At 43.2% G+C, this 20,726-nt stretch carries 22 protein-coding genes; 4 read left to right on the top strand and 18 right to left on the bottom strand.

Annotation, left to right across the window (positions count from 1 at the left end; all coding sequences use genetic code 11):
* Positions 1-210: 210 nt before the first annotated feature.
* From trxB to hprK, 14 genes are all read right to left on the bottom strand, one after another.
* Positions 211-1,161, bottom strand: coding sequence for a thioredoxin-disulfide reductase (gene trxB / locus BN1082_RS06725; protein ID WP_090632560.1), 951 nt, complete (start codon positions 1,159-1,161; stop codon positions 211-213).
* 192 nt (positions 1,162-1,353) lie between these two features.
* On the bottom strand, positions 1,354-2,844 hold the full coding sequence (locus tag BN1082_RS06720) for a tetratricopeptide repeat protein (protein WP_090632557.1): 1,491 nt from the start codon (positions 2,842-2,844) through the stop codon (positions 1,354-1,356).
* Between the two features lie 277 nt (positions 2,845-3,121).
* On the bottom strand, positions 3,122-3,727 hold the full coding sequence (hisIE, locus tag BN1082_RS06715; protein ID WP_090632554.1) for a bifunctional phosphoribosyl-AMP cyclohydrolase/phosphoribosyl-ATP diphosphatase HisIE: 606 nt from the start codon (positions 3,725-3,727) through the stop codon (positions 3,122-3,124).
* Positions 3,724-4,485, bottom strand: coding sequence for an imidazole glycerol phosphate synthase subunit HisF (gene hisF / locus BN1082_RS06710; RefSeq protein ID WP_090632551.1), 762 nt, complete (start codon positions 4,483-4,485; stop codon positions 3,724-3,726). Before hisF ends, hisIE begins: the two co-directional genes overlap by 4 nt.
* A complete protein-coding gene (gene hisA, locus BN1082_RS06705; protein WP_090632548.1) occupies positions 4,482-5,204 on the bottom strand; it encodes a 1-(5-phosphoribosyl)-5-[(5-phosphoribosylamino)methylideneamino]imidazole-4-carboxamide isomerase in 723 nt (240 codons plus the stop codon). The genes hisF and hisA overlap by 4 nt, the downstream gene beginning before the upstream one ends.
* Complete coding sequence (gene hisH / locus BN1082_RS06700) at positions 5,201-5,800, bottom strand: imidazole glycerol phosphate synthase subunit HisH (RefSeq protein ID WP_090632544.1); 600 nt, start codon at positions 5,798-5,800, stop codon at positions 5,201-5,203. The genes hisA and hisH overlap by 4 nt, the downstream gene beginning before the upstream one ends.
* A gap of 162 nt (positions 5,801-5,962) precedes the next feature.
* The gene (hisB, locus tag BN1082_RS06695) at positions 5,963-6,550 is read right to left on the bottom strand and encodes an imidazoleglycerol-phosphate dehydratase HisB (RefSeq protein WP_090632541.1); all 588 of its coding nucleotides are present in this window, start codon (positions 6,548-6,550) and stop codon (positions 5,963-5,965) included.
* Positions 6,550-7,824, bottom strand: a complete 1,275-nt coding sequence (hisD, locus tag BN1082_RS06690) for a histidinol dehydrogenase (protein ID WP_090632538.1) — start codon at positions 7,822-7,824, stop codon at positions 6,550-6,552. Before hisD ends, hisB begins: the two co-directional genes overlap by 1 nt.
* A gap of 47 nt (positions 7,825-7,871) precedes the next feature.
* Entirely contained in the window at positions 7,872-8,507 is a 636-nt protein-coding gene (hisG, locus tag BN1082_RS06685; protein WP_090632534.1) for an ATP phosphoribosyltransferase, read from the bottom strand.
* Positions 8,500-9,684, bottom strand: coding sequence for an ATP phosphoribosyltransferase regulatory subunit (locus BN1082_RS06680; RefSeq protein WP_090632530.1), 1,185 nt, complete (start codon positions 9,682-9,684; stop codon positions 8,500-8,502). Before BN1082_RS06680 ends, hisG begins: the two co-directional genes overlap by 8 nt.
* An 894-nt stretch (positions 9,685-10,578) precedes the next feature.
* The gene (locus tag BN1082_RS06670; RefSeq protein ID WP_090632523.1) at positions 10,579-11,106 is read right to left on the bottom strand and encodes an acyltransferase; all 528 of its coding nucleotides are present in this window, start codon (positions 11,104-11,106) and stop codon (positions 10,579-10,581) included.
* Complete coding sequence (gene ppaX, locus BN1082_RS06665) at positions 11,103-11,747, bottom strand: pyrophosphatase PpaX (protein WP_090632521.1); 645 nt, start codon at positions 11,745-11,747, stop codon at positions 11,103-11,105. The genes BN1082_RS06670 and ppaX overlap by 4 nt, the downstream gene beginning before the upstream one ends.
* Before the next feature lie 38 nt (positions 11,748-11,785).
* Positions 11,786-12,595 (bottom strand): prolipoprotein diacylglyceryl transferase, encoded by an 810-nt coding sequence (lgt, locus tag BN1082_RS06660; protein WP_090632517.1) that lies wholly within the window; start codon positions 12,593-12,595, stop codon positions 11,786-11,788.
* A 43-nt stretch (positions 12,596-12,638) separates the two neighbouring features.
* Positions 12,639-13,574, bottom strand: coding sequence for an HPr(Ser) kinase/phosphatase (hprK, locus tag BN1082_RS06655; RefSeq protein ID WP_090632514.1), 936 nt, complete (start codon positions 13,572-13,574; stop codon positions 12,639-12,641).
* Positions 13,575-13,777: 203 nt separating this feature from the next.
* Here hprK and nagA point away from each other — a divergent pair, with 203 nt between their 5' ends.
* From nagA to BN1082_RS06635, 4 genes are all read left to right on the top strand, one after another.
* The gene (gene nagA / locus BN1082_RS06650; protein ID WP_090632510.1) at positions 13,778-14,965 is read left to right on the top strand and encodes an N-acetylglucosamine-6-phosphate deacetylase; all 1,188 of its coding nucleotides are present in this window, start codon (positions 13,778-13,780) and stop codon (positions 14,963-14,965) included.
* Entirely contained in the window at positions 14,962-15,699 is a 738-nt protein-coding gene (gene nagB, locus BN1082_RS06645) for a glucosamine-6-phosphate deaminase (protein WP_090632507.1), read from the top strand. Before nagA ends, nagB begins: the two co-directional genes overlap by 4 nt.
* A 1-nt stretch (position 15,700) precedes the next feature.
* Positions 15,701-16,423 carry a GntR family transcriptional regulator gene (locus tag BN1082_RS06640; RefSeq protein WP_090632503.1) on the top strand — a complete coding sequence of 241 codons (723 nt, stop codon included), beginning with the start codon at positions 15,701-15,703 and terminating at the stop codon, positions 16,421-16,423.
* A gap of 367 nt (positions 16,424-16,790) precedes the next feature.
* Complete coding sequence (locus BN1082_RS06635; protein ID WP_090632499.1) at positions 16,791-17,582, top strand: N-acetylmuramoyl-L-alanine amidase; 792 nt, start codon at positions 16,791-16,793, stop codon at positions 17,580-17,582.
* Positions 17,583-17,718: 136 nt separating this feature from the next.
* Here the strand turns inward: BN1082_RS06635 and BN1082_RS06630 are convergent, their stop codons facing one another.
* The 4 genes from BN1082_RS06630 to BN1082_RS06615 are packed head-to-tail and all read right to left on the bottom strand — an operon-like array spanning position 17,719 to position 19,737.
* Positions 17,719-18,075, bottom strand: coding sequence for a phage holin family protein (locus tag BN1082_RS06630; protein ID WP_090632494.1), 357 nt, complete (start codon positions 18,073-18,075; stop codon positions 17,719-17,721).
* Between the two features lie 2 nt (positions 18,076-18,077).
* Positions 18,078-18,272, bottom strand: a complete 195-nt coding sequence (locus BN1082_RS06625) for a PspC domain-containing protein (protein ID WP_090632491.1) — start codon at positions 18,270-18,272, stop codon at positions 18,078-18,080.
* 10 nt (positions 18,273-18,282) lie between these two features.
* Entirely contained in the window at positions 18,283-19,395 is a 1,113-nt protein-coding gene (locus BN1082_RS06620; RefSeq protein ID WP_090632487.1) for a DUF4097 family beta strand repeat-containing protein, read from the bottom strand.
* A gap of 33 nt (positions 19,396-19,428) precedes the next feature.
* Entirely contained in the window at positions 19,429-19,737 is a 309-nt protein-coding gene (locus BN1082_RS06615) for a magnetosome magnetite crystal formation protein family (protein ID WP_090632484.1), read from the bottom strand.
* Between the last annotated feature and the right edge of the window lie 989 nt (positions 19,738-20,726).

Genomic DNA, 20,726 nt, shown 5'->3' with positions numbered 1-20,726 from the left:
TTGATTCATTTCATTATACTATTTTTAGGAAGTAGTCACAATGAATACCCGTTGGATTATATGACAAAACGGATCGATCCAAATAAACTAAAAAAATAGCACAGGTTATTCACCTGTGCCCAAAGGTTTATATTTTTAAAGGGGGTCAATTTCTATCCCCATCATACAATATCTATATTTCACCACTGTTACAGGAGAGTAAAGATAGGATTACTTTTTTAATTTTAACTCTTCTTTAAGCTCTTCAACAAAATGCTGAGCACTTTGTGCGGCAATGCTGCCGTCCCCTGTCGCTGTAACAATCTGACGAAGCGTCTTTTCACGAATATCACCTGCGGCGAAAATTCCCGGTACCTTTGTTTCCATCCGCTCATCTGTTTCAATGTAGCCATTTTCGTTGGTGATTCCAAGGCTTTCAAATGGTCTGGAGAGCGGTAACATTCCAATATAAATAAACACGCCATCAGCCTTGAATTCCTGCTCCGTTCCATCTTCTGTTGAAACGAGAGTGACACTGCCTACTTTGCCATTTTGCTCATTAATTGACTTAATCGTATGGTTCCAAATAAAATCAATTTTTTCATTAGCAAAGGCACGATCCTGAAGGATTTTTTGGGCACGTAATTGGTCACGTCGATGAACAATTGTTACCTTTGAGGCGAATCTTGTTAAATAAACGCCTTCCTCAACAGCTGAATCTCCGCCACCTATAACAACGAGTTCCTTGTTTTTAAAGAACGCCCCGTCGCAAACGGCACAATAGGAAACGCCGCGGCCGCCAAGGTCTTTTTCACCAGGAACACCAATTTTTTTATACTCAGCGCCGGTAGAAATAATGACGGAGTATGCTTTATATTGTTTAGAACCGGCTACAACGGTTTTCACGTCGCCGTTATCAATGATTTCTTTAATATCGCCATAGGCATATTCTGCGCCAAATTTTTTGGCATGCTCAAACATCTTGGTTGAAAGATCTGGACCTAGAATGCTTTCAAATCCTGGATAGTTTTCGACATCCTCCGTATTGGCCATCTGTCCGCCCGGCATTCCACGTTCTATCATTAGTGTAGAAAGATTTGCACGCGATGTATACACAGCTGCTGTCATTCCGGCAGGACCAGCCCCGGCAATAATCACATCATAAATTTTTTCCTCAGACATGGTAATCACTCCTAAATCGAAATGTGAAAGCGCCTTGCTCAGGAGTGCCATGCTCTGGATGACAGAACCCCTGGGTACTGGAGCTAGACATTTCTCAAAGTTCGATATTTTTATTATTCCCTGATACCATCATCGTATAGAACAAAGTTTTGGCAGTCCAAAGATTTGCTCATAAGACAGCAAAAGGTTGCTTTAGTTCAAATAGGTATTCACCATTTTGACATACTTTCCGATGGTGGCTGAGGAAATGCCATAGCGTTTGGCCAACTCCTGTTTTGTCACCTTTTCACTGCGCAGTCGGTGCCAAACATACTCAATGGCTCCTGCCCATGCATTTTTATTTTTCAAGAGGGAAGCAGACTCGGCAGAAATTTCTGCAAACACGGAAAACCACATCAAAAATAAACCGGCTTGAATGGCATCAATAGGTTTATGATTTTCATATAAAAGCTCAGCAATTTCATGGGCATCCTGCACCATCGATGGTTTGCCGGACTTTATTAACGAAATATATTGTTTTTCAAGCAGCGTAAGCTTCTGATTTCGAACAAGCCGCTTAGAAGTAAGAAGCTCTTCTTTTTTTTCAGAAACAGATGCTAGAAAAATCGCAAAGAAGCGCTCTTCTATATAATCGCTATCTAATTTTTGAAAAATGGATCCATAATGATTTTCAAAGCCATTTACCTTTTCTGTAGCCCATGGTTCTAATCCTTCTTTTTCCGGGCTGAATTCAAGTACCCTTTTCCAAATATTCCTTGAAAAATTTTCATGTCCAGTGTGGTAAGCAGCATAGGCAAGCCAGTAGTAAAACGGTCCATCTCCGTCAAAGCCATAACTATATAAACGTTTGAGCCATGAATAGGCAGCATCGTACTCACCCACTAGAGCAAATGTTGCACCAAGCTTGAACTGATGCTCCGCTAAGATTGGCTGTATTTTTTTCAGTGGCTGTACCATGCGCTCAACAGAGCTATGCTCCCCCTGATAATAGCTAAAGACAAGCCTGTTACATAAGGCATGAAGATTTCCCGGATTTCGTTCAAGCACATCCATTAGAATGGATTCTGCTCTATTCGTGTCACCAAGGTAAAAATATGCGAGTGCTAAATTGTTGTAAGCAGACCAGTATTCTGGATATTCTTCAACCACATCTGTTAACAGCTCAATCGCTTTTGGAAAATAGCCGGATTCCAGCAGCTCACGGGCTTGTTCCTGCTTAAAGATCAAATCATCCTGAGGATATAGCTCATCCTCAAGCTCCTCAACCTCGAGAGTAAGCACCTCCATTAAATCCTCTGTATCCTCTGAAAAATCACCAATCGGATCCAGCTCCAAATAAAGCTTGGCATGGTGATAAGCATCTTTAAAAAAACCCATATGGGCATAATTGTTCGCCAAAAAATAATGGCACTCCGCCATTTCAACATCAAGTTCTTCAAGGATTAGATGCAAGAGTCGATTGGAATTTTCATACTCGCCCAGTTCTGTCGACACAATCGCCAACTGACAGGTAATCATTGGTTCACCAGGCTCAAGCTGCATAGCACGTTCCAAGTACTTCTTCGCTTTTAGAAAATCACGTCGACGGTATGCCTTCAAACCCTTCGTGAAATAATATTCTCCTGTAGGAACAAATGAAAGGATTTTCCCCTTTTGAATTCTTGCTTTTGCGTTTTTACCCATGAAGTCCTCCAACTTTTATCAAACATAACTAAAGTAGTATATCATAAATAGGGTAAGGACGAGAAGGATTCCAGTAAAAATAAGGATGTCGGATGCCGCAAAAATTCAGACCTCTTTAGAATATCCTCTAAATATGTATTTATATACCGTTTATTACTTATATTTTATCGTTAAAAAGAGCTCCGTTTATTTTTCCGGAGCTCTTTTTCTAGAATTTCATCGGCCCAAAACGGGTTATGTGCCGTTTTAAAACGATCCAACGGCCAAGTTGTTAGGACTACGCTTTATGTCTCTCTTCAAGTGTTTTCAAAACTTCGCCAATAGGAAGGTCTTGCTCCACCAAGAGCACCATTAAGTGATAGAGTAAATCCGCCGCTTCCCATTTTAGCTCTTCGGCACTGCGGTTCTTAGCGGCGATGATGACTTCGGCCGCTTCCTCCCCGACCTTTTTCAAAATCTTATCGATTCCTTTTTCAAACAGATAAGTGGTATAAGCACCTTCCGGCCGTTCCTTTTCCCGACTCTGGATGACTTTTTCAAGCTTACCTAAGATCGTAAAGTTCGGGGCATTCCCTTCATATACCTGGTCTGAAAAACAGCTTACAGCCCCTGTATGGCAGGCAGGTCCATTGGGATTTACCTGAACAAGCAGCGCGTCCTGGTCACAATCGTAATCGATACTTACCACGGTTTGGGTGTTGCCGCTCGTCTCACCCTTATGCCACAGTTCCTGGCGGGAACGGCTGAAAAACCATGTTTCCCCCGTTTCCAAGGTTTTCGCAAGCGACTCCTCATTCATATAAGCTAACGTTAATACTTCCTTTGACACTGAATCCTGAATGATGGCCGGTACAAGCCCCTTCTCATCAAATTTCACCTTCATCTTACAGTCACTCCTTTATCCCGCAAATAGCGTTTGACTTCCTGTACAGAAGTTTCTTTATAATGAAAAATCGAAGCAGCTAGAGCGGCATCCGCTTTTCCTTGCAAAAATGCCTCTGAAAAATGAGCAGCGTTACCGGCGCCGCCTGAAGCAATAACAGGCACCGACACTGCCTCACTGATCGCTCGTGTTAGCTCAAGGTCAAAGCCTTTTTTTTCACCATCACGATCCATGCTTGTTAATAAAATTTCACCAGCACCGAGCGCCACTGCTTGCTTTGCCCATTCCACAGCCTTCCAGTCCGTAGCCTTCCTTCCGCCATGAGTAAAAACGCGCCATGTACCTAGGTCCTCGTCAAATTTAGCATCGATCGCGACCACGATACATTGCGAGCCAAAAAAGCTTGCCCCTTCACGAATCAATTCCGGGTTTAACAACGCAGCAGTGTTCAGCGACACTTTATCGGCACCGGCACGAAGCGTGGTCTTCATATCCTCCAGCGAATGGATTCCCCCGCCGACCGTGAAGGGAATGGCTAACTTGGATGCCACAGCCTTAACGACCTCGATCATCGTTTTTCGGCCTTCATGGGATGCAGAAATATCGAGAAAAACGAGCTCATCAGCCCCTTGTTCATCATAAAATTTCGCCAGTTCAACCGGGTCGCCGGCATCGCGCAGTTGAACAAATTGAATTCCTTTAACGACTCTTCCTTCCTTTACATCCAGGCATGGGATAATCCGTTTTGTCAGGGTCATTTGCCAACCGCCTCCAATGCCTCTTTTAAAGTAAAACGGTTTTCATAGAGAGCCTTTCCAACAATCGCCCCACGCACCCCTTTAGATGCAAGTGCCTGCAAGTCCTCAAGACTGCTGACCCCGCCTGATGCGATAACGGTTTTTCCCGTCACTTCAGCCAGCTCGCAAACAGCTTCGATGTTTGGGCCAGAGAGCGTTCCATCTGTCGCAATATCGGTAAAAATAAAGTTATGAGCCCCGGCTTCAGCAAAACGCTTCCCGAGTTCGACCGCCTTTATTGTTGATGTTTCCATCCACCCATGTGTCGCCACATAGCCATTTTTGGCATCAATCCCGATAGCGATTTGGGTTCCATATTTCCGAATCATCTCCATGGCAAAATTCGGATTTGATACAGCGATACTACCGATGATCACCCGGTCAACGCCGCCTTCAAGATAATGAACGATATCTTCTTCTGAACGGATTCCGCCGCCAATCTGAACTTTTACCGGGAGTTTCTTAGCAGCTTCCATTACAAATCGGTCATTGATCCGCTTTCCATCCTTTGCCCCGTCAAGGTCCACCATGTGAATCCATTCTGCGCCTTGGGCTGCAAAAGACGAGGCCATATCAAATGGGGAGTGACTATAAATCGTTTCCTGTGCATAATCCCCTTGAAGAAGGCGGACGCAATTCCCACCGCGCATATCAATCGCCGGATAAATTGTGAAACTCATTGTACCGCCTTCCCTTCCTCAACAAACTGTAAAAAGTTATTTAATAAGGCCATTCCAAGCTTGCCGCTTTTTTCGGGATGAAATTGCATCCCGAAAATGTTGTCACGGCCCACAATCGCCGAAACCTGTTCGTGATAGTCAACTTTTGCCAACGTCACTTCAGATGGTGCCACATAATAAGAATGCACAAAATACACATAGTCCTCTTCTATATTTTTCAATAAAGAAGATGGCTGTAAAAATTCTAGCCGGTTCCAACCCATATGCGGAACTTTATAGGTTTGACCAGGAAACCTGCGGACACTTCCTGGTAACAAGCCTAATCCTTTCGTCGTGCCGTTTTCTTCACTTTCTTCAAAAAGAAGCTGCATGCCGAGGCAGATTCCAAGGAGAGGTTTGCCACTAGCTACAAAGTTCTTGATCGCATCGGCAGGCAAACGTTCCATCGCGTCGCGGAATGAACCAACCCCAGGTAAAATCAGCGCATCCGCTTCAAGTAAATTTTCACCTGAAATAAAATATTCTGTGCCCAGCCGTTCAAGTGCTTTACTGACACTAAACAGATTCCCCATTCCGTAGTCAACAATACCAATCATCTTAAACAATCCCTTCGCTGATGTGAGAAATCTTTTTTAAAAAAATTTTACTCGCCGGTTTTAGCTGCTTACTCGAGACTTTTGCGGATTTACTCGCCGGTTTTAGCGATTTACTCGCGGCTTTTGCGAATTTACTCGCGACTTTTCCCGTTTTACTCGCGACTACAGCATTCCTTTAGTGGATGGCACTCCTTTGATGCGCGGATCAACCGTTGTTGCTTCATCAAGTGCCCTACCTAATGCTTTAAAAATTGCCTCAATTATATGGTGTGTATTTTTTCCATAATGGACGATGACATGAAGATTCATCCTTGCTTCAAGAGCTAGCTTCCAAAGAAACTCATGGACAAGCTCTGTATCGAATGTTCCGACCTTTTGTGCTGGAAACTCGGCTCGCATTTCAAGATGGGGTCGATTGCTTAGGTCGACCACCACCTGGGCTAGCGCTTCATCCATCGGCACGAATGAATTTCCATAGCGCTTAATACCCTGTTTATCACCAAGCGCTTCAAGCAATGCCTGTCCAAGACAAATGCCAATATCCTCTGTCGTGTGGTGATCATCCACTTCGATATCACCTTTAGCATCTATGGTCAGATTGAATAATCCGTGCTTTGTGAACAAATCGAGCATATGACTCATAAAAGGAACGCCCGTTTCAAGATTCGACCGGCCATCCCCATCAATGGCAAATGCTAAGCGGATTTTTGTTTCATTCGTGTTCCTTTCTATCGAAGCCTCTCTCTCCATTAGTTGGACCCCCTTAATCTGATTTCCACTGCCCTTGCATGGGCTTCAAGACCTTCGTTCCTGGCAAACTCAGCAATTTTCTTACCATGATCCTCTAAAGCTTTTTTGCTATAAATAATCACGCTTGATTTTTTTTGAAAATCGTCGACATTAAGAGGGCTCGAAAAGCGGGCGGTCCCATTTGTCGGCAGCACGTGATTCGGACCGGCGAAATAATCTCCAACTGGCTCTGAGCTGTATCGGCCTATAAAAATTGCCCCAGCGTGACGAATTTTTCCAAGCAGCTCCATTGCATTTTCGGTCATGATTTCAAGATGTTCCGGTGCTAATTGATTGATTGTCTCCACTGCTTCATCAGTGCTTTCTGCTACATAAATCGCCCCGTAATCAGCAATGGATTGGGATGCAATTTCTTTTCGTGGCAAAACAGTAAGCTGTTTTTCGACTTCCTGCGCCACTGCTTCAGCGAGCTTCATCGATGTCGTGACAAGGACACTGCAGGCCCGCGTGTCGTGCTCTGCCTGGGACAGGAGGTCAGCCGCGATTTCGTCCGCTCGTGCCGTTTCATCTGCTAAAATCGCAATCTCGCTCGGTCCTGCAATCATATCAATCGCTACATCGCCATACACCTCACGTTTTGCCAGGGCGACATATATATTTCCGGGACCTGTAATTTTATCAACCGGTGCAATCGACTCCGTACCGTAAGCAAGCGCTGCAATCGCCTGCGCACCGCCAACTTTATAGATTTCCTTCACCCCTGCTTCCATTGCCGCAACTAATACGGTTGCCGGCAGATTCCCCTTACCGTCAGGTGGCGAGACCATGACAATTCTTTTGACACCAGCCACTTTTGCTGGAATCACGTTCATCAAAACAGAAGAAGGATAAGCTGCCGTTCCCCCTGGTACGTAAACCCCAACCGAATCAAGCGCGGTGATTTTTTGCCCAAGAATCGTTCCATTCTCTTCTGTCGTCATCCATGACGGCCGAAGCTGCTTTTCATGAAAGGAGCGGATATTTTCAGCCGCCTCCTTGACAATAGAAACGAATTGAGAATCGACCTGATTGTAGGCCTCTTCGATTTCTTTTTTCGTTATCGAAAAAGAATCTAGCTGAACGTGATCAAGTTTTTCCGTATATTCTCTGATGGCTCCGTCGCCTCTTTGGCGAACGTCGGAAATGATAGTTTTTACAGTAGCTGTCTGCTGAGCGGTACCGGCTTCAATCGATCGTTTAATCGAAACTTGATCTGTTATTTTTATGATTTTCATAAAATAAGTCCTCCCACTACTTGCTAATTTTTAATGGCTGCCGGCCACTACTTTACGTCACTGACAACACGGGTCAGCCTTGATACCATTTCATTGATACGTGAATCAATGAATCTATAGCTGACGGGATTTACGATTAAGCGTGATGTAACCTCCGTGATGGTTTCATACTCAACAAGTCCATTTTCCTTCAGTGTTCTGCCGGTCGATACGATATCCACGATCCGGTCAGCAAGGCCGATTAATGGAGCGAGCTCGATGGAGCCATTTAATTTGATGATTTCCACCTGTTCTCCCTGCTCACGAAAATAAGCGGCTGCCACATTAGGATATTTCGTTGCGATCTTTGGAGCGACGTCATTCAGTTTCGTGTCGGGCAGACCGGCCACCGCTAAATGACAGGCGCTGATTTTTAAATCAAGGAGTTCATATACGTCCCGCTCCTCTTCGAGCAAAACATCCTTCCCAGCGATTCCGATATCAGCAACGCCATGCTCAACATAGGTAGGAACATCCATCGGCTTGGCTAAAATAAACCTAAGTCCTTCCTCCTCAGCGTCAATGATCAGCTTCCGTGATTCATCAAATTCCGGTGGGAGCCGATAGTCAGCCTTTCGCAACAATTCGACTGCTTCTTCAAAAATCCGTCCTTTTGGCATCGCAATCGTGATTACTTTATCCATCGGCAGGCTCCTTTCCAGCTTTCCCAATTAAAAGATGAGTTTCAGCAAAATGAATGGTATAGGCATCGAGATTTTTCACACCGTTAATATCCTGAAGAACTGCTCGAATTTCTTGATCATGGAGCTTTTTCGCCAGTTCAATCGCTTCTTTGCGGCGCTCCTGGCTGAAAAAAATGCAATGTGTCGGGTTCGTGCTCATGTCTTCACCTAAAGCCTCTAACAGCCGGTCAAGTCTAATCGCGAAGCCGGTTGCAGAAGCATTTTTTCCAAATTTCTCGATTAAGTTGTAACGTCCACCGTTTCCAATGGGAAAGCCTACATTCCCGGCAAACACTTCAAATAAAATGCCTGAGTAGTAGCTCATATGACTGACAAGGGTAAAATCAAACTTCACTTGATTGCCCAAACCGTAGTCATTGATGACATCCCACAGCTCCTTCAATTGCACGATCGCCTGCTTGCCCTGACCGTTCTCAATCAGATCAAGTGCCATCCCGATTACTTCCTCTCCACCTCTTAACTCGAGGAACTGAAGCAGCCGCTGTTTATCAATTGAAGACAATGAAAGCGAGTTAACATGCTGTCTGTAGCCCACATAATTTTTTTCGTATAAAAATTTTCTAAGTAAATCGGCCCGCTCATCCGTTCCGAGAATTTGTTGGAATAACTCTTGTGCAAAGAGGATGTGACCAACTGATATTTGAAAATGTTCCAACCCTGCTTTTTTAAGAGAGGAAATTAATAAGGAAATAACTTCTCCGTCGCTTGAAATCGTTTCGTCATTCAAACATTCGACGCCGATTTGCTCGAACTCAGCCGGTCTTCCTCCCTCGCGCTGCTGTGCCCGAAAAACATTCGCGGAATAGGCAAGTCTCAGCGATAAATCTTCATTTAACAGCTTGGCTGCGGCGACCCGTGCAATCGGTGTTGTCATTTCCGGCCTTAAAACAAGAGTGTGCCCGTCTTTGTCTAGCAATTTAAAAAGCTGCTGGTCATCTATCGCTGATGCAGCGCCAACTGTTTCGTAGTATTCAAGGGTAGGAGTTTCGATAAATTGATAGCCCCAGCGTTTGATTGTCTCCTCCATCCGCGACCGGACGTGATGCATTTTTTCATACAGCTCCGGAAGCGTGTCTCTCATTCCCAGTGGCTTTTCAAACATAAACAAGCGGCTCATCATGCTCATCCTTTTTTGAATAGAATTTGCTTTAGTATGCTAATACACTAATAAGTTAAAGTTATTAGTAGTTTACCTTGTGGAAGTTCTCTCGTCAATCAAAAAATGGAGATTTCTCCGTAGTCAAGGCTTTTATTTAGGTTGGGGGGTAATTCCGCGGAGTTTAGTGTTATTTCCGCGTGGTTTGGCGTTTTTTCCGCGAGATTTTGAATTAATTCCGCGGATTTCATCATTATTTCCGCGGTATTCCGGACTAATTCCGCGAACGAGCTTTTTTCGCGGGGGGACTCGACTTTTTCTCTTCACGATTCCGCGGGAATTTCCATTTATTCCGCGGAGTTCCAGATTAATTCCGCGAATGAGCTTTCTCGAGGGGGGACTCGACTTTTTCTCTGTACGATTCCGCGAGAATTTCCATTTATTCCGCGGAATTTGGTGTTTTTTCCGCGTGATTTCGAATTAATTCCGCGAGAATCCGTTTTATTTCCGCGGTGTTCCAGATTAATTCCGCGAATGAGCTTTCTCGCGGGGGGACTCAACTTTTTCTCTGGACGATTCCGCGAGAATTTCCATTTATTCCGCGGAATTTGGTGTTTTTTCCGCGTGATTTCGAATTAATTCCGCGAGATTCCGTTTTATTTCCGCGGAGCTCTGGATTAATTCCGCGAATGAGCTTTCTCGCGGGGGGACTCAACTTTTTCTCTGTACGATTCCGCGAGAATTTCCATTTATTCCGCGGAGTTTGGTGTTTTTTCCGCGTGATTTTGAATTAATTCCGCGAGATTCCGTATTAATTCCGCGGAGCTCAGGATTAATTCCGCGAATTTCTCCATTATTTCCATGAAAAGCCCAACACCAAAAAACCCAGTCTTATAAAGACTGGGTTCAACCACTTTATTTTCCATATATCGGGTCTTCCGACCAGCGTTGTTCGAGTTCTTCCTTCGTGTAAATGACCCGCATTGGGTTTCCGCCCACAAAGTTCCCAGCAGGAACGTCCTTGTGGACAAGGGTACCGGCTGAGACGATCGCCCCGTCGCCAATTACAACGCCTGGGAGAATTGTCGAATTGGCGCCGATCATGACTTCGCTGCCAATCTCAACAGGGCCCAGCCGGTATTCTTTAATTAAATATTCATGAGCGAGGATGGTAGTGTTGTAGCCGATCACAGTGTTACGGCCAACGCTTATTTTTTCAGGGAACATGACATCGAGCATGACCATTAAAGAAAAGGAGGTTTGCTCGCCAACCTTCACTCCTAGGAAAGTTCGATAAAGCCAGTTTTTCATCCCTAAAAACGGGGTGTACCGTGCTAACTGGATGACAATGAAATTTCTAACTACTTTCCAAAAGGGCACGGTCTTATAGACGTGCCATAAGGAATTGGCGCCTTCGACCGGGTAGCGGGTCGTTTTTCTCATTCCGCTCCCTCTCCGAGAATGGTTAATAGGTCGGCCATGTTCTCAAAGATGTAATCCGGTTCAAATTGGGCTAAATAGTCTCGGCCTTTCAATGACCACGCGACACCCGCCGTTTTTGTTCCAGCATTTTTTCCTGCTAAAATATCGTGGAAATTATCGCCAATCATTATAGACTCGTCAGGCTTCGAACCCAGCTGCTCTAAAGCTTTTAGAACCGGTTCTGGGTCAGGCTTTTCTTTTTTCACGTGATCAATCGCAATAATAACATTGAAATAAGGATCAAGCTTCATCAATCGAAGTCCTTTTAAAACGGTATCATGACGCTTCGTTGTAACAATTCCCATTTTATAGCCCTTTTTCTTTAAAGTATCCACTGTCTCAGCGACGCCAATGAATTCCTTTACAAGCAGGTCATGATTAGCAAGGTTAAAGCGGCGGTATTCCAAGATCATTTCCTCGACTTGGTCCGGATCCATTTTTCCAAAAACCTCGGTAAGCGTAGGACCCATAAATGGCAGAACATCCTCGCGCTTATACTTACCGGGATAATATTTTTCAAGCGTATGCAAATAGCTTTTGATAATGAGTTCATTGGTATCGATTAAAGTTCCGTCTAAATCAAAGAGTATGGTCGTAATCATCTATTGCATCCTTTCTTTTTCTGCAAACGTGCAACCCCTTAAATATCTAAATAACGCTCATCTGAAAGATGATATTTCCTGCGAAAAATCAATACTGCAAGGCAGCCAATCACGAGTACAAGGGAGATTACTTGCGCCATGCGCAGGCTTCCGAGCATTAAGCTGTCAGTACGCAGTCCTTCGATGTAGAAACGACCGACAGAATACCAAATGACATAAGAAAGAAACATCTCGCCGCGCCTTATATTTACCCGGCGAAGTAGCATTAACAGGATAAAGCCAAGAAAGTCCCAAATCGATTCATATAAAAATGTAGGATGGTAGTAAATTCCATTTATATACATTTGATTAATAATAAATTTAGGTAAATGTAAGTGTTCAAGAAAAGCCCGTGATACCGGACCGCCATGTGCTTCCTGGTTCATAAAGTTTCCCCAGCGGCCAATAGCCTGTCCAAGAATAATGCTTGGAGCTGCGATATCGGCTATCTTCCAAAAAGAAAGTTTCCGTTTCTTTGCAAAAACATAGGTGGTAATCACCGCTCCAATCAGTGCTCCGTGGATGGCAATTCCGCCTTCCCAAATAGCTATGATTTGGCTAGGATGCTGTGAGTAATATGGCCATTCAAAAAGCACATAATAAATTCGAGCGGAAATGATCGAAATAGGGATTGCCCATAGCATTAAATCAGCAAACGTATCCTTCGGCAGGGAGCGACGATCTCCTTCTCGTATCGCTAAAAATAGGCCAAGGGCAAGACCGAAGCCAATAATTACTCCATACCAGTGTACCTCTATCGGTCCAAATGAAAAGGCAATGGGATTCAACGGATGTATCGTTTGGTTCATCTTTCGTCTCCTCTATCAATTTTCTAGTTATTTTACTTGTGGATTACAATTCTTCAAGGTCGCCTTCTTCAATTACTTCAGACAAGCGCTCTGTAAATTGTCGAGCTGCATTGACTCCCATTCGTTTAAGACGGAAATTCATTGCGGCTACCTCAATAATAACAGCAATGTTTCGTCCAGGGCGAACAGGGATGGTTAGCTTCGTAATCTCTGTATCAATGATTTTCATTTTTTCCTCATCCAAGCCAAGGCGGTCATATTGCTTTTTCGAATCCCAATTTTCAAGACTTATGACAAGGGAAATTTTCTTGTTACTGCGAACAGCACCTGCACCGAACAATGTCATCACGTTAATGATTCCCAGTCCGCGGATTTCCAATAAATGCTCGATGAGTTCAGGAGAAGTCCCAACTAACGTGTCTTGATCCTCTTGGCGGATTTCGACACAATCATCGGCTACAAGGCGATGGCCGCGCTTGACCAGTTCAAGAGCGGTTTCACTTTTACCGACGCCGCTTTTTCCGGTAATTAAAACACCGACACCGTAAATATCCACCAATACACCATGTACAGCCGTTGTCGGAGCAAGCTTACTTTCTAAAAAATTGGTTAGACGGCTTGAGAGACGAGTGGTTTTTATTCCAGAGCGCAGAACGGGAACAGACTCGCGTTCGGACGCCTCAATGAGTTCATTCGGTACTTCAAACCCTCTTGTAATGATAATGGCAGGAGTAATGTCGGTACATAACCGATCCATTCGCAGGGCCCGCTCACTTTCTGGAAGCTCTTCAAAAAAGGAAAGTTCGGTTCTTCCTAAAAGCTGGATTCTCTCGGCCGGGTAAAATTCAAAGTAACCCGCCATTTCAATACCAGGTCGGGAAATATCACTCGTTGTAATCGGGCGGTTGATCCCCTCTTCACCGCTAATCAATTCTAGCTGAAATTTTTCAAAAAGATCCTTCGTAAGTACTTTTGGCAAGAATGTTCCTCCTCAAAAAAAGTTCAAACTCCTAGTGGAATGTATTGTGCTTACTATGCTTTTCACTTCTATTTATTTTAGCATTTTTTGAAACAGAACCAAATAAATTTACCTTTTAGGCAATGTGGTATAGACAACTATTCCAACTCATAATATACTAGTGGTATAGACAACTAAACCGAGTACGAATGGAGATGAAACACATGAACCTACTTCTTTTGGTCCATGGCAAAGCGGTCGTTGAAAACGAGATCCTTGAGTCTATTTACATTTTTATCGAAAACGGAAAAATTCAAACAATCGGACCTATCCAAGAGGTTCCTTCCCATTTGCGAACAACGGAAACCATTGAGATTGCTGCAGATCAAACCATTGTTCCAGGTTTTATAGATGTTCATATTCATGGTGCTGCCGGTGCCGATACGATGGATGCAACAACGGCAGCCCTAACTACAATGGCAAAAGCACTGCCAGCCGAAGGGACAACCAGCTTTTTAGCGACCACGATTACGCAAAAGCATGAAAACATTGAAAAAGCACTGCGAAACGCGGCAGATTATAAAGCTCAACATAATGATGTTGGCCAAGCAGAGGTAATCGGTGTTCATTTAGAAGGACCATTTATTAATAAAAATCGTAAAGGTGCACAGCCGGAAGAATACATTCTTAACCCGGATATCGAATTATTTGCCCGCTGGCAAGAAATTGCCGATCGCGGAATTAAGTTAGTCACTGTTGCTCCTGAATTGGAGAATGGTACGGAATTTGTTCGTTATTGTAATGAAAATGGTGTGATTGCTTCAATCGGCCACACAGACGCAACTTACGATCAAGTTAAAACAGCGGTCGAAGCTGGAGCAAAGCAAGTCACACACCTTTTTAACGGCATGCGCGGTATTCATCATCGTGAGCCAGGAACAGCGGGTTCGGCATTACTTTTTAAAGAATTAATGGTGGAACTGATTGCGGACGGCATACACGTCAGACCAGAAGTCATCAAGCTCGTGATTGGCTCAAAAGGGGCTGATGGGATGATTTTAATAACAGACTCGATGAGAGCAAAATGTTTGAAAAACGGCGTTTACGATCTTGGCGGACAGGATGTAATGGTTGCGGACGGCAAGGCGACCCTTGCGGACGGTACTTTGGCAGGAAGTATTTTAAAAATGAAGGATTCTTTTAAAAATACGATAGAATTTGCACAAATTTCTTTGCTTGAAGCCGTTAAAATGACGAGCGTCAATTCCGCAAAGCAATTAAATATTTATGACCGAAAAGGAAGTATCACGGTTGGAAAGGATGCCGACCTAACCATTTTAAGCAATGATTTTGAGGTCGACGTAACAATTTGCCGCGGAAAAATGGCCTATAAACGGGGGGAAGAGATATGAAAATAATCCGTGTCTCTAACTATGAAGACATGAGCAAGCAAGCAGGAAAGCTGATGGTTGAAAAGATCCGCTCGAATCCTAGTATGGTCCTTGGGCTTGCAACCGGTAGTACACCAATAGGAGTTTATCAATATTTAATTAAAGATCATAAAGACAATAGTACCTCTTATAAAAATATTAAAACCATTAATTTGGACGAATACATTGGACTACCTTTTGGAGATTCAAACAGCTATCATGATTTTATGAAAAACAATCTATTTAACCATTTGGACATCCAGCATGAAAACACCTATATTCCAAACGGGAATGCTAAGGATTTGGACATAGAATGTGCTCGTTATGAAACTCTCATCCAGGAGATTGGCGGCATTGATCTTCAGATTTTAGGCATCGGTGAAAATGGTCATATTGGTTTTAATGAGCCGGGAACAGCTTTTGACAGCCGCACACACATCGTCAATCTTGCTGAAAACACGCGAGTGGCCAATTCTCGCTTTTTCCAATCGATTGCAGATGTTCCCACCCATGCCATCACGATGGGAATTGCTAGCATACTTGACAGTCGAGAAATTTTTCTACTGGCATCAGGTGTGAAAAAAGCGCAAGCCATTGCCTGCTTAATGACTGGGAAATGGAGTGAGGATTTTCCTGCATCCGCATTAATGCACCATAAGAATGTCACCATTATTGCCGATGAGGATGCATTAACTGTTTTCGATAAGGAGAATTAAAATGATTAATAAAAATTCGCCTATTCCAATTTACTATCAGCTTGAAGCATATATTAAGCAGCAAATTGAAAGTGGTGATTTAAAGGAAGATGACGCCATCCCTTCTGAGCGGGAATTTGCTGAAAAATTCCAAATCAGCCGCATGACGGTCCGCCAGGCCATAAATAATTTAGTACTAGAAGGTTATCTTTATCGTCAAAAAGGGCGCGGAACATTTGTCAATAAAAAGAAGGTGGAGCAAGAGCTGCAAGGAATGACAAGTTTCACGGAAGATATGGTATCAAGAGGCATGACTCCGAGCAGCAAGCTCCTCTCCTTTGATAGAATCCCTGCCGATTCCAAGATCGCAGAGGAGCTTTTCATCGCGGAAAATGATTCAGTTTATAAAATAAAACGAATCCGCTTAGCAGACGGTGCCCCGATGGCGCTCGAAACGGCATATATCCCTGTAAGGATTGTCCCTGGGCTGACCGAAGAGAATAGTAACCAGTCCTTATACCGCTATATTGAAGAGAATCTATCACTTTCCATCAGTGAAGCAAGACAGGAAATTGAAGCCTCGATCGCAGGAGTGAAGGAGGCCGAAGATTTAGCAATTGAAGAAGGTGCACCTATCCTATTTATTGTCAGGACCTCCTATCTAGGGGATGGTACACCGTTTGAGCTCGTAAAATCATCCTTCCGAGCGGACCGTTACCGATTTGTTCATACAATGAAGCGATAAAGTGAAACTTCCATCAGTGGGGGTTTTCTTCATCCCCCACTGATGGTTAGTTGAACCAATCGGGCTTTTACGGGCAGTTATCCCCCACCTATTTTCTTTTCTCTCTAAATCTTTAGGTGGGGGTCTTACTGCCCGTTAATGCGGGATAAGAAGCAATCGACGATTAAGTCGATTGCTTTTTTTATGAATAGCGGAAGCGCCTCGATCAGCTAAAGTTGCGGATAAGGCGGATAAAGTTGTGGATCGCTGGCTTCATTAAAAAAATTCGCAATAACTAGCACTTGACCATGTCCTTTTGACAACCTCAAACCCTATTATAATAGCGGGAATATTATTTCAAAAATACAAAGATTAAGGAGATGATGAAATGAAAATCATGCTTGATGCCGGCCATGGTTACAGTACTGCCGGAAAGCGCAGTCCCGACGGAATAAGGGAATACGAGTTCACTCGGATGGTGGCAGCATATGCGAAGGACATTCTAGAAACCTACCAAAATGTAACTGTTTATTTGGCCCACTCCGATGCACGTGATGTCCCTTTACAGGAAAGGACAGATGATGCGAACCGGCTCATGGTCGATGCCTATGTATCGATTCACGGCAACGCTTATGGTACAACCTGGAATGATGCAAATGGAATCGAAACTTACGTATATTTGACAAAACCAAAAGAGGCCTATGAACTTGCGTTAAAAATTCAACAACATTTAGTAGTGATGACTGGATTAAGAGACCGAGGTGTAAAAACCGCTGACTTCCACGTCCTGAGAGAAACCCACATGACAGCAGCTCTTTCTGAATGCGGATTTTACACGAACAAGGATGAAGCTGCACGAATGAAGACAGAAGCTTTTCAACGAACATGTGCACAAGCAATCGTCCAAGGAATCGCCGATCAGTACCATTTAGTGAAAAAATCAGTCCCTACCCCAGGAGGACAAGCCTTCTTTAAAGTCCAAGTCGGTGCCTTTTCGGAAAGAAAAAATGCTGACGATCTAGTCGCCAGCTTAAAGTCTAAAGGTTTTAACTCGTTTATCTACAGTGAAAACAGCCAATTTAAAGTCCAAGCCGGCGCCTTCGCCGAACGAAAAAACGCCAAGGACCTGGCCGCACGCCTAAAAGCCAACGGATTTAACGCATACATCCACCTTGATTAATGGGTGAGTCTTGTTGGGTGCCTGACACCCTTCGTGTACATTTGTACGTCCACAGTGGACAGTCTTTTATGGTGCCTGACACCAAAAAAAGTGCCTGACACCAGAGAAGGGTGTCAGGCACTTTTTTTTGCTTAGGTTAATCTTTTTTTGGGTTGAGAATGGTTTTTTGGATGACGAGGTTGACGCCGGACATGATGATGGAGATTAACATAGCCATGCCAAAACTGGAAATGTCAAAGGCGCTTCCCATGAGGGCATCGGTCATCTCAAGGGTAATCGCGTTGATGACAAACAAAAACAAACCTAACGTTAAGATCGTTGCCGGTAGGGTAAACAAAATCAAGATCGGCCGTACCAAAATATTTAAAATAGATAATAAAATACTTGCCTGCAATGCGGCAAAAAATCCTGTTAAATGAATGCTATCACGAAAATATCCCGCTAGGGCCATAAACAAAACAGCATTGATCAAGCAACTAAGAAGCCATTTCATAATTAAACATCCTGTTCATTTGGTAAGATAAATATCATCAAAACATATAGTAACATAAATGGCATGAAGGCAGTTAGGAACATAAGCACCAAGAAGAGAATGCGAAGCATCTTTGCATCGATTCCAACGACTTCTGACAATCCTCCTAAAATCCCAGCGAGCTTACGATTCGTCCGCGACCGTACTAATTTGGCCATGATACCACTCCTATTTCATTGCTTCCGATTTATGAACTGTAATCGAGCCTGTTTTCGTATCCGTAAAAATCTTTAGCATCTTGTCTGGGTGATTAACTGATTGAAAACGAAGTAGCTTTTGCACCATTTCACTTTTCTCTTCTAAAATTTGAATGCCATCCAGTTTAACATTAAAGCCGCCTAGATTCGTCTTCAGCTCGCCATTTACCGGAATCCCTTCAGGAACATACAAATCAATGCTGCCTGTTGTGGCCTTCGCTGAAACAAATTCACAGCGTTCCCCTTGAAGATTAAATGTAGTATTCCCATTAAACGTTTGCGTTTCAAGCTTTTGATAATCCCCTTCAAGCTTAATTGTACCGTTAATCGTTTCGACTTCCAAATCTCCAATGGCGCTTCCAAGTATTTGAATCGGGCCGTTGGCTGTTTCAACCTCTCCCTTTTGGCTGATGATATGGTCAAGGTTAATTTTACCGTTAGCCGTCTTCACACGCAAATCACGTACTTGTAAGTTTTCACCTGAAATGGATCCATTAAACATGCGAATCCGCACCCGCTCATATTGCGATTTCGGAACATAAATCACAGCTTCTACTTTCATCCATTTCTGTTGGGTAGTAAAACGTAATTTCTCTCCTTCAATCGCAAAAATAACATCCTTTAAAAAGCTTTGCCGAGCCTCATCCTGGGTTTCAACCCGATATACCTTGGACTGACACTCAATCCTTACATCATTTTGGTCCCAAGCAGCAATTGTCACTTTCCCGTTTGCTACGTCAATATCCATATCCTTTATGTAAACATCACTGTGATGAAAAATATGCGAAATCTCAACTGATTGACCGAAATTAAAATCTAGATCCAGGTCTTTCACTTTTTTTAATGCGGAATCAACAAATTCAAATATTTTCTCCTTTGTCGACTTCATTTTCTCTTGAAATGTCTCCTCTTTCTTCGCCTCTTCAAACTTAACTGCCTGCGACAGCTCTTGCAAAATCTGCTCCTCTTTCTTTTCCATCGACTGCTTTGCTTTTTCGAGCTCCTCAAGGAGTGTTAGTGCCTCCTCAACGTTTAATTTCCCTTCCTCTACCATTTTCAAAATCCGCTTTCTTTCTTCATTCATCATCATCCACTCCTCATATATTATTAATAAAGCTTATTCTGCGCTAAGGACCTTTACTCCTTTAATAATGTTCCAGATGACAACAATCAAAATCGTCAAAGCGAGTATGACAATGCATCCAATCGTAAATAATGGTACTTGATTGCCTTGAGCGTCATAAATAATCGCCACAACTAGAAACGGCAATAGAATAAGGGGAATTAAATGGGATAACAGTGACTTTTTCGCATGCATTTTTGTCACTTCATCCCCTGAAGCTAAATAGACGACAAGCGGAAAAATAAATCCCGCAAAAAAAATACTAAAATAGCACAAACTAGAAAGTACCCTTCTCGAATCCACTTCACTTCAACTCCTTTATCCCATATTTACGAATAGGGAATCTGAAAGTTTCGAGAAAAATTATAAATCGATCTAGTATGTTCGGTTTTTTTTCAAAAAATTTCTGCAGTCCATCGGCAAACATATTACTGACGAATAGCTTCCTGCCCGGTTGATCTAAATAAGTCCGTGGAAAAAAAAGCAAGGTTAAGAAAATCAGGATTCACAATGATTTTAAACCATGGTCACATCCAAATTTTAGCATTACTACTTATATTTTACTTATATTTCAAAAAATTTTCAATTTATACTTATTTTACTTTTTCTGGGATTTAGTGGATTTCCGAATTTATTCCACGAGATTTGCAGTTTTTTCCGCGGGTTTTTCAGTATATTCCGCGGGATTTTAGTTTTTTTCCGCGAAGTTTCGCTTTTATTCCGCGAACGACCGTTTTCTACCTCCCAAATATGTCTTCTTTGAAATCGGATTGTTGGGATTCCGCGGATTTCCGAACTTATTCCGCGTGATTTGCAGTTTTTTCCGCGGGTTTTTCAGTTTATTCCGCGGGATTTTAGTTTTTTTCCGCGAATTTTCGCGTTTATTCCGCGAACGACCGTTTTCTATCTCCCAAATATGTCTTCTTTGAAATTGGATTGTTGGGATTCCGCGGATTTCCGAACTTATTCCGCGTGATTTGCAGTTTTTTCCGCGGAGATTTAGTTTTTTTCCGCGAACGACCGTTTTCTACCTCCCAAATATGTTCTCTTTGGATCGGATTGTTGGGATTCCGCAGATTTCCGAACTTATTCCGCGTGATTTGTAGTTTTTTCCGCGGGTTTTTCAGTTTATTCCGCGGGATTTTAGTTTTTTTCCGCGAAGTTTCGCGTTTATTCCGCGAACGACCGTTTTCTACCTCCCAAATATGTTCTCTTTGGATCGGATTGCTGCGATTCCGCGAAGGCAGATATTTCGTTCTAGATCATTGGGGACAGTTCGGAACTTTTCAACA

The sequence above is a fragment of the Neobacillus massiliamazoniensis genome (assembly GCF_001048695.1).
Lineage (GTDB): Bacteria > Bacillota > Bacilli > Bacillales > Cytobacillaceae > Neobacillus > Neobacillus massiliamazoniensis.
The sequence above is the reverse complement of the archived record's forward strand: the minus strand, read 5'-3'. Positions and strand labels throughout refer to the sequence as shown.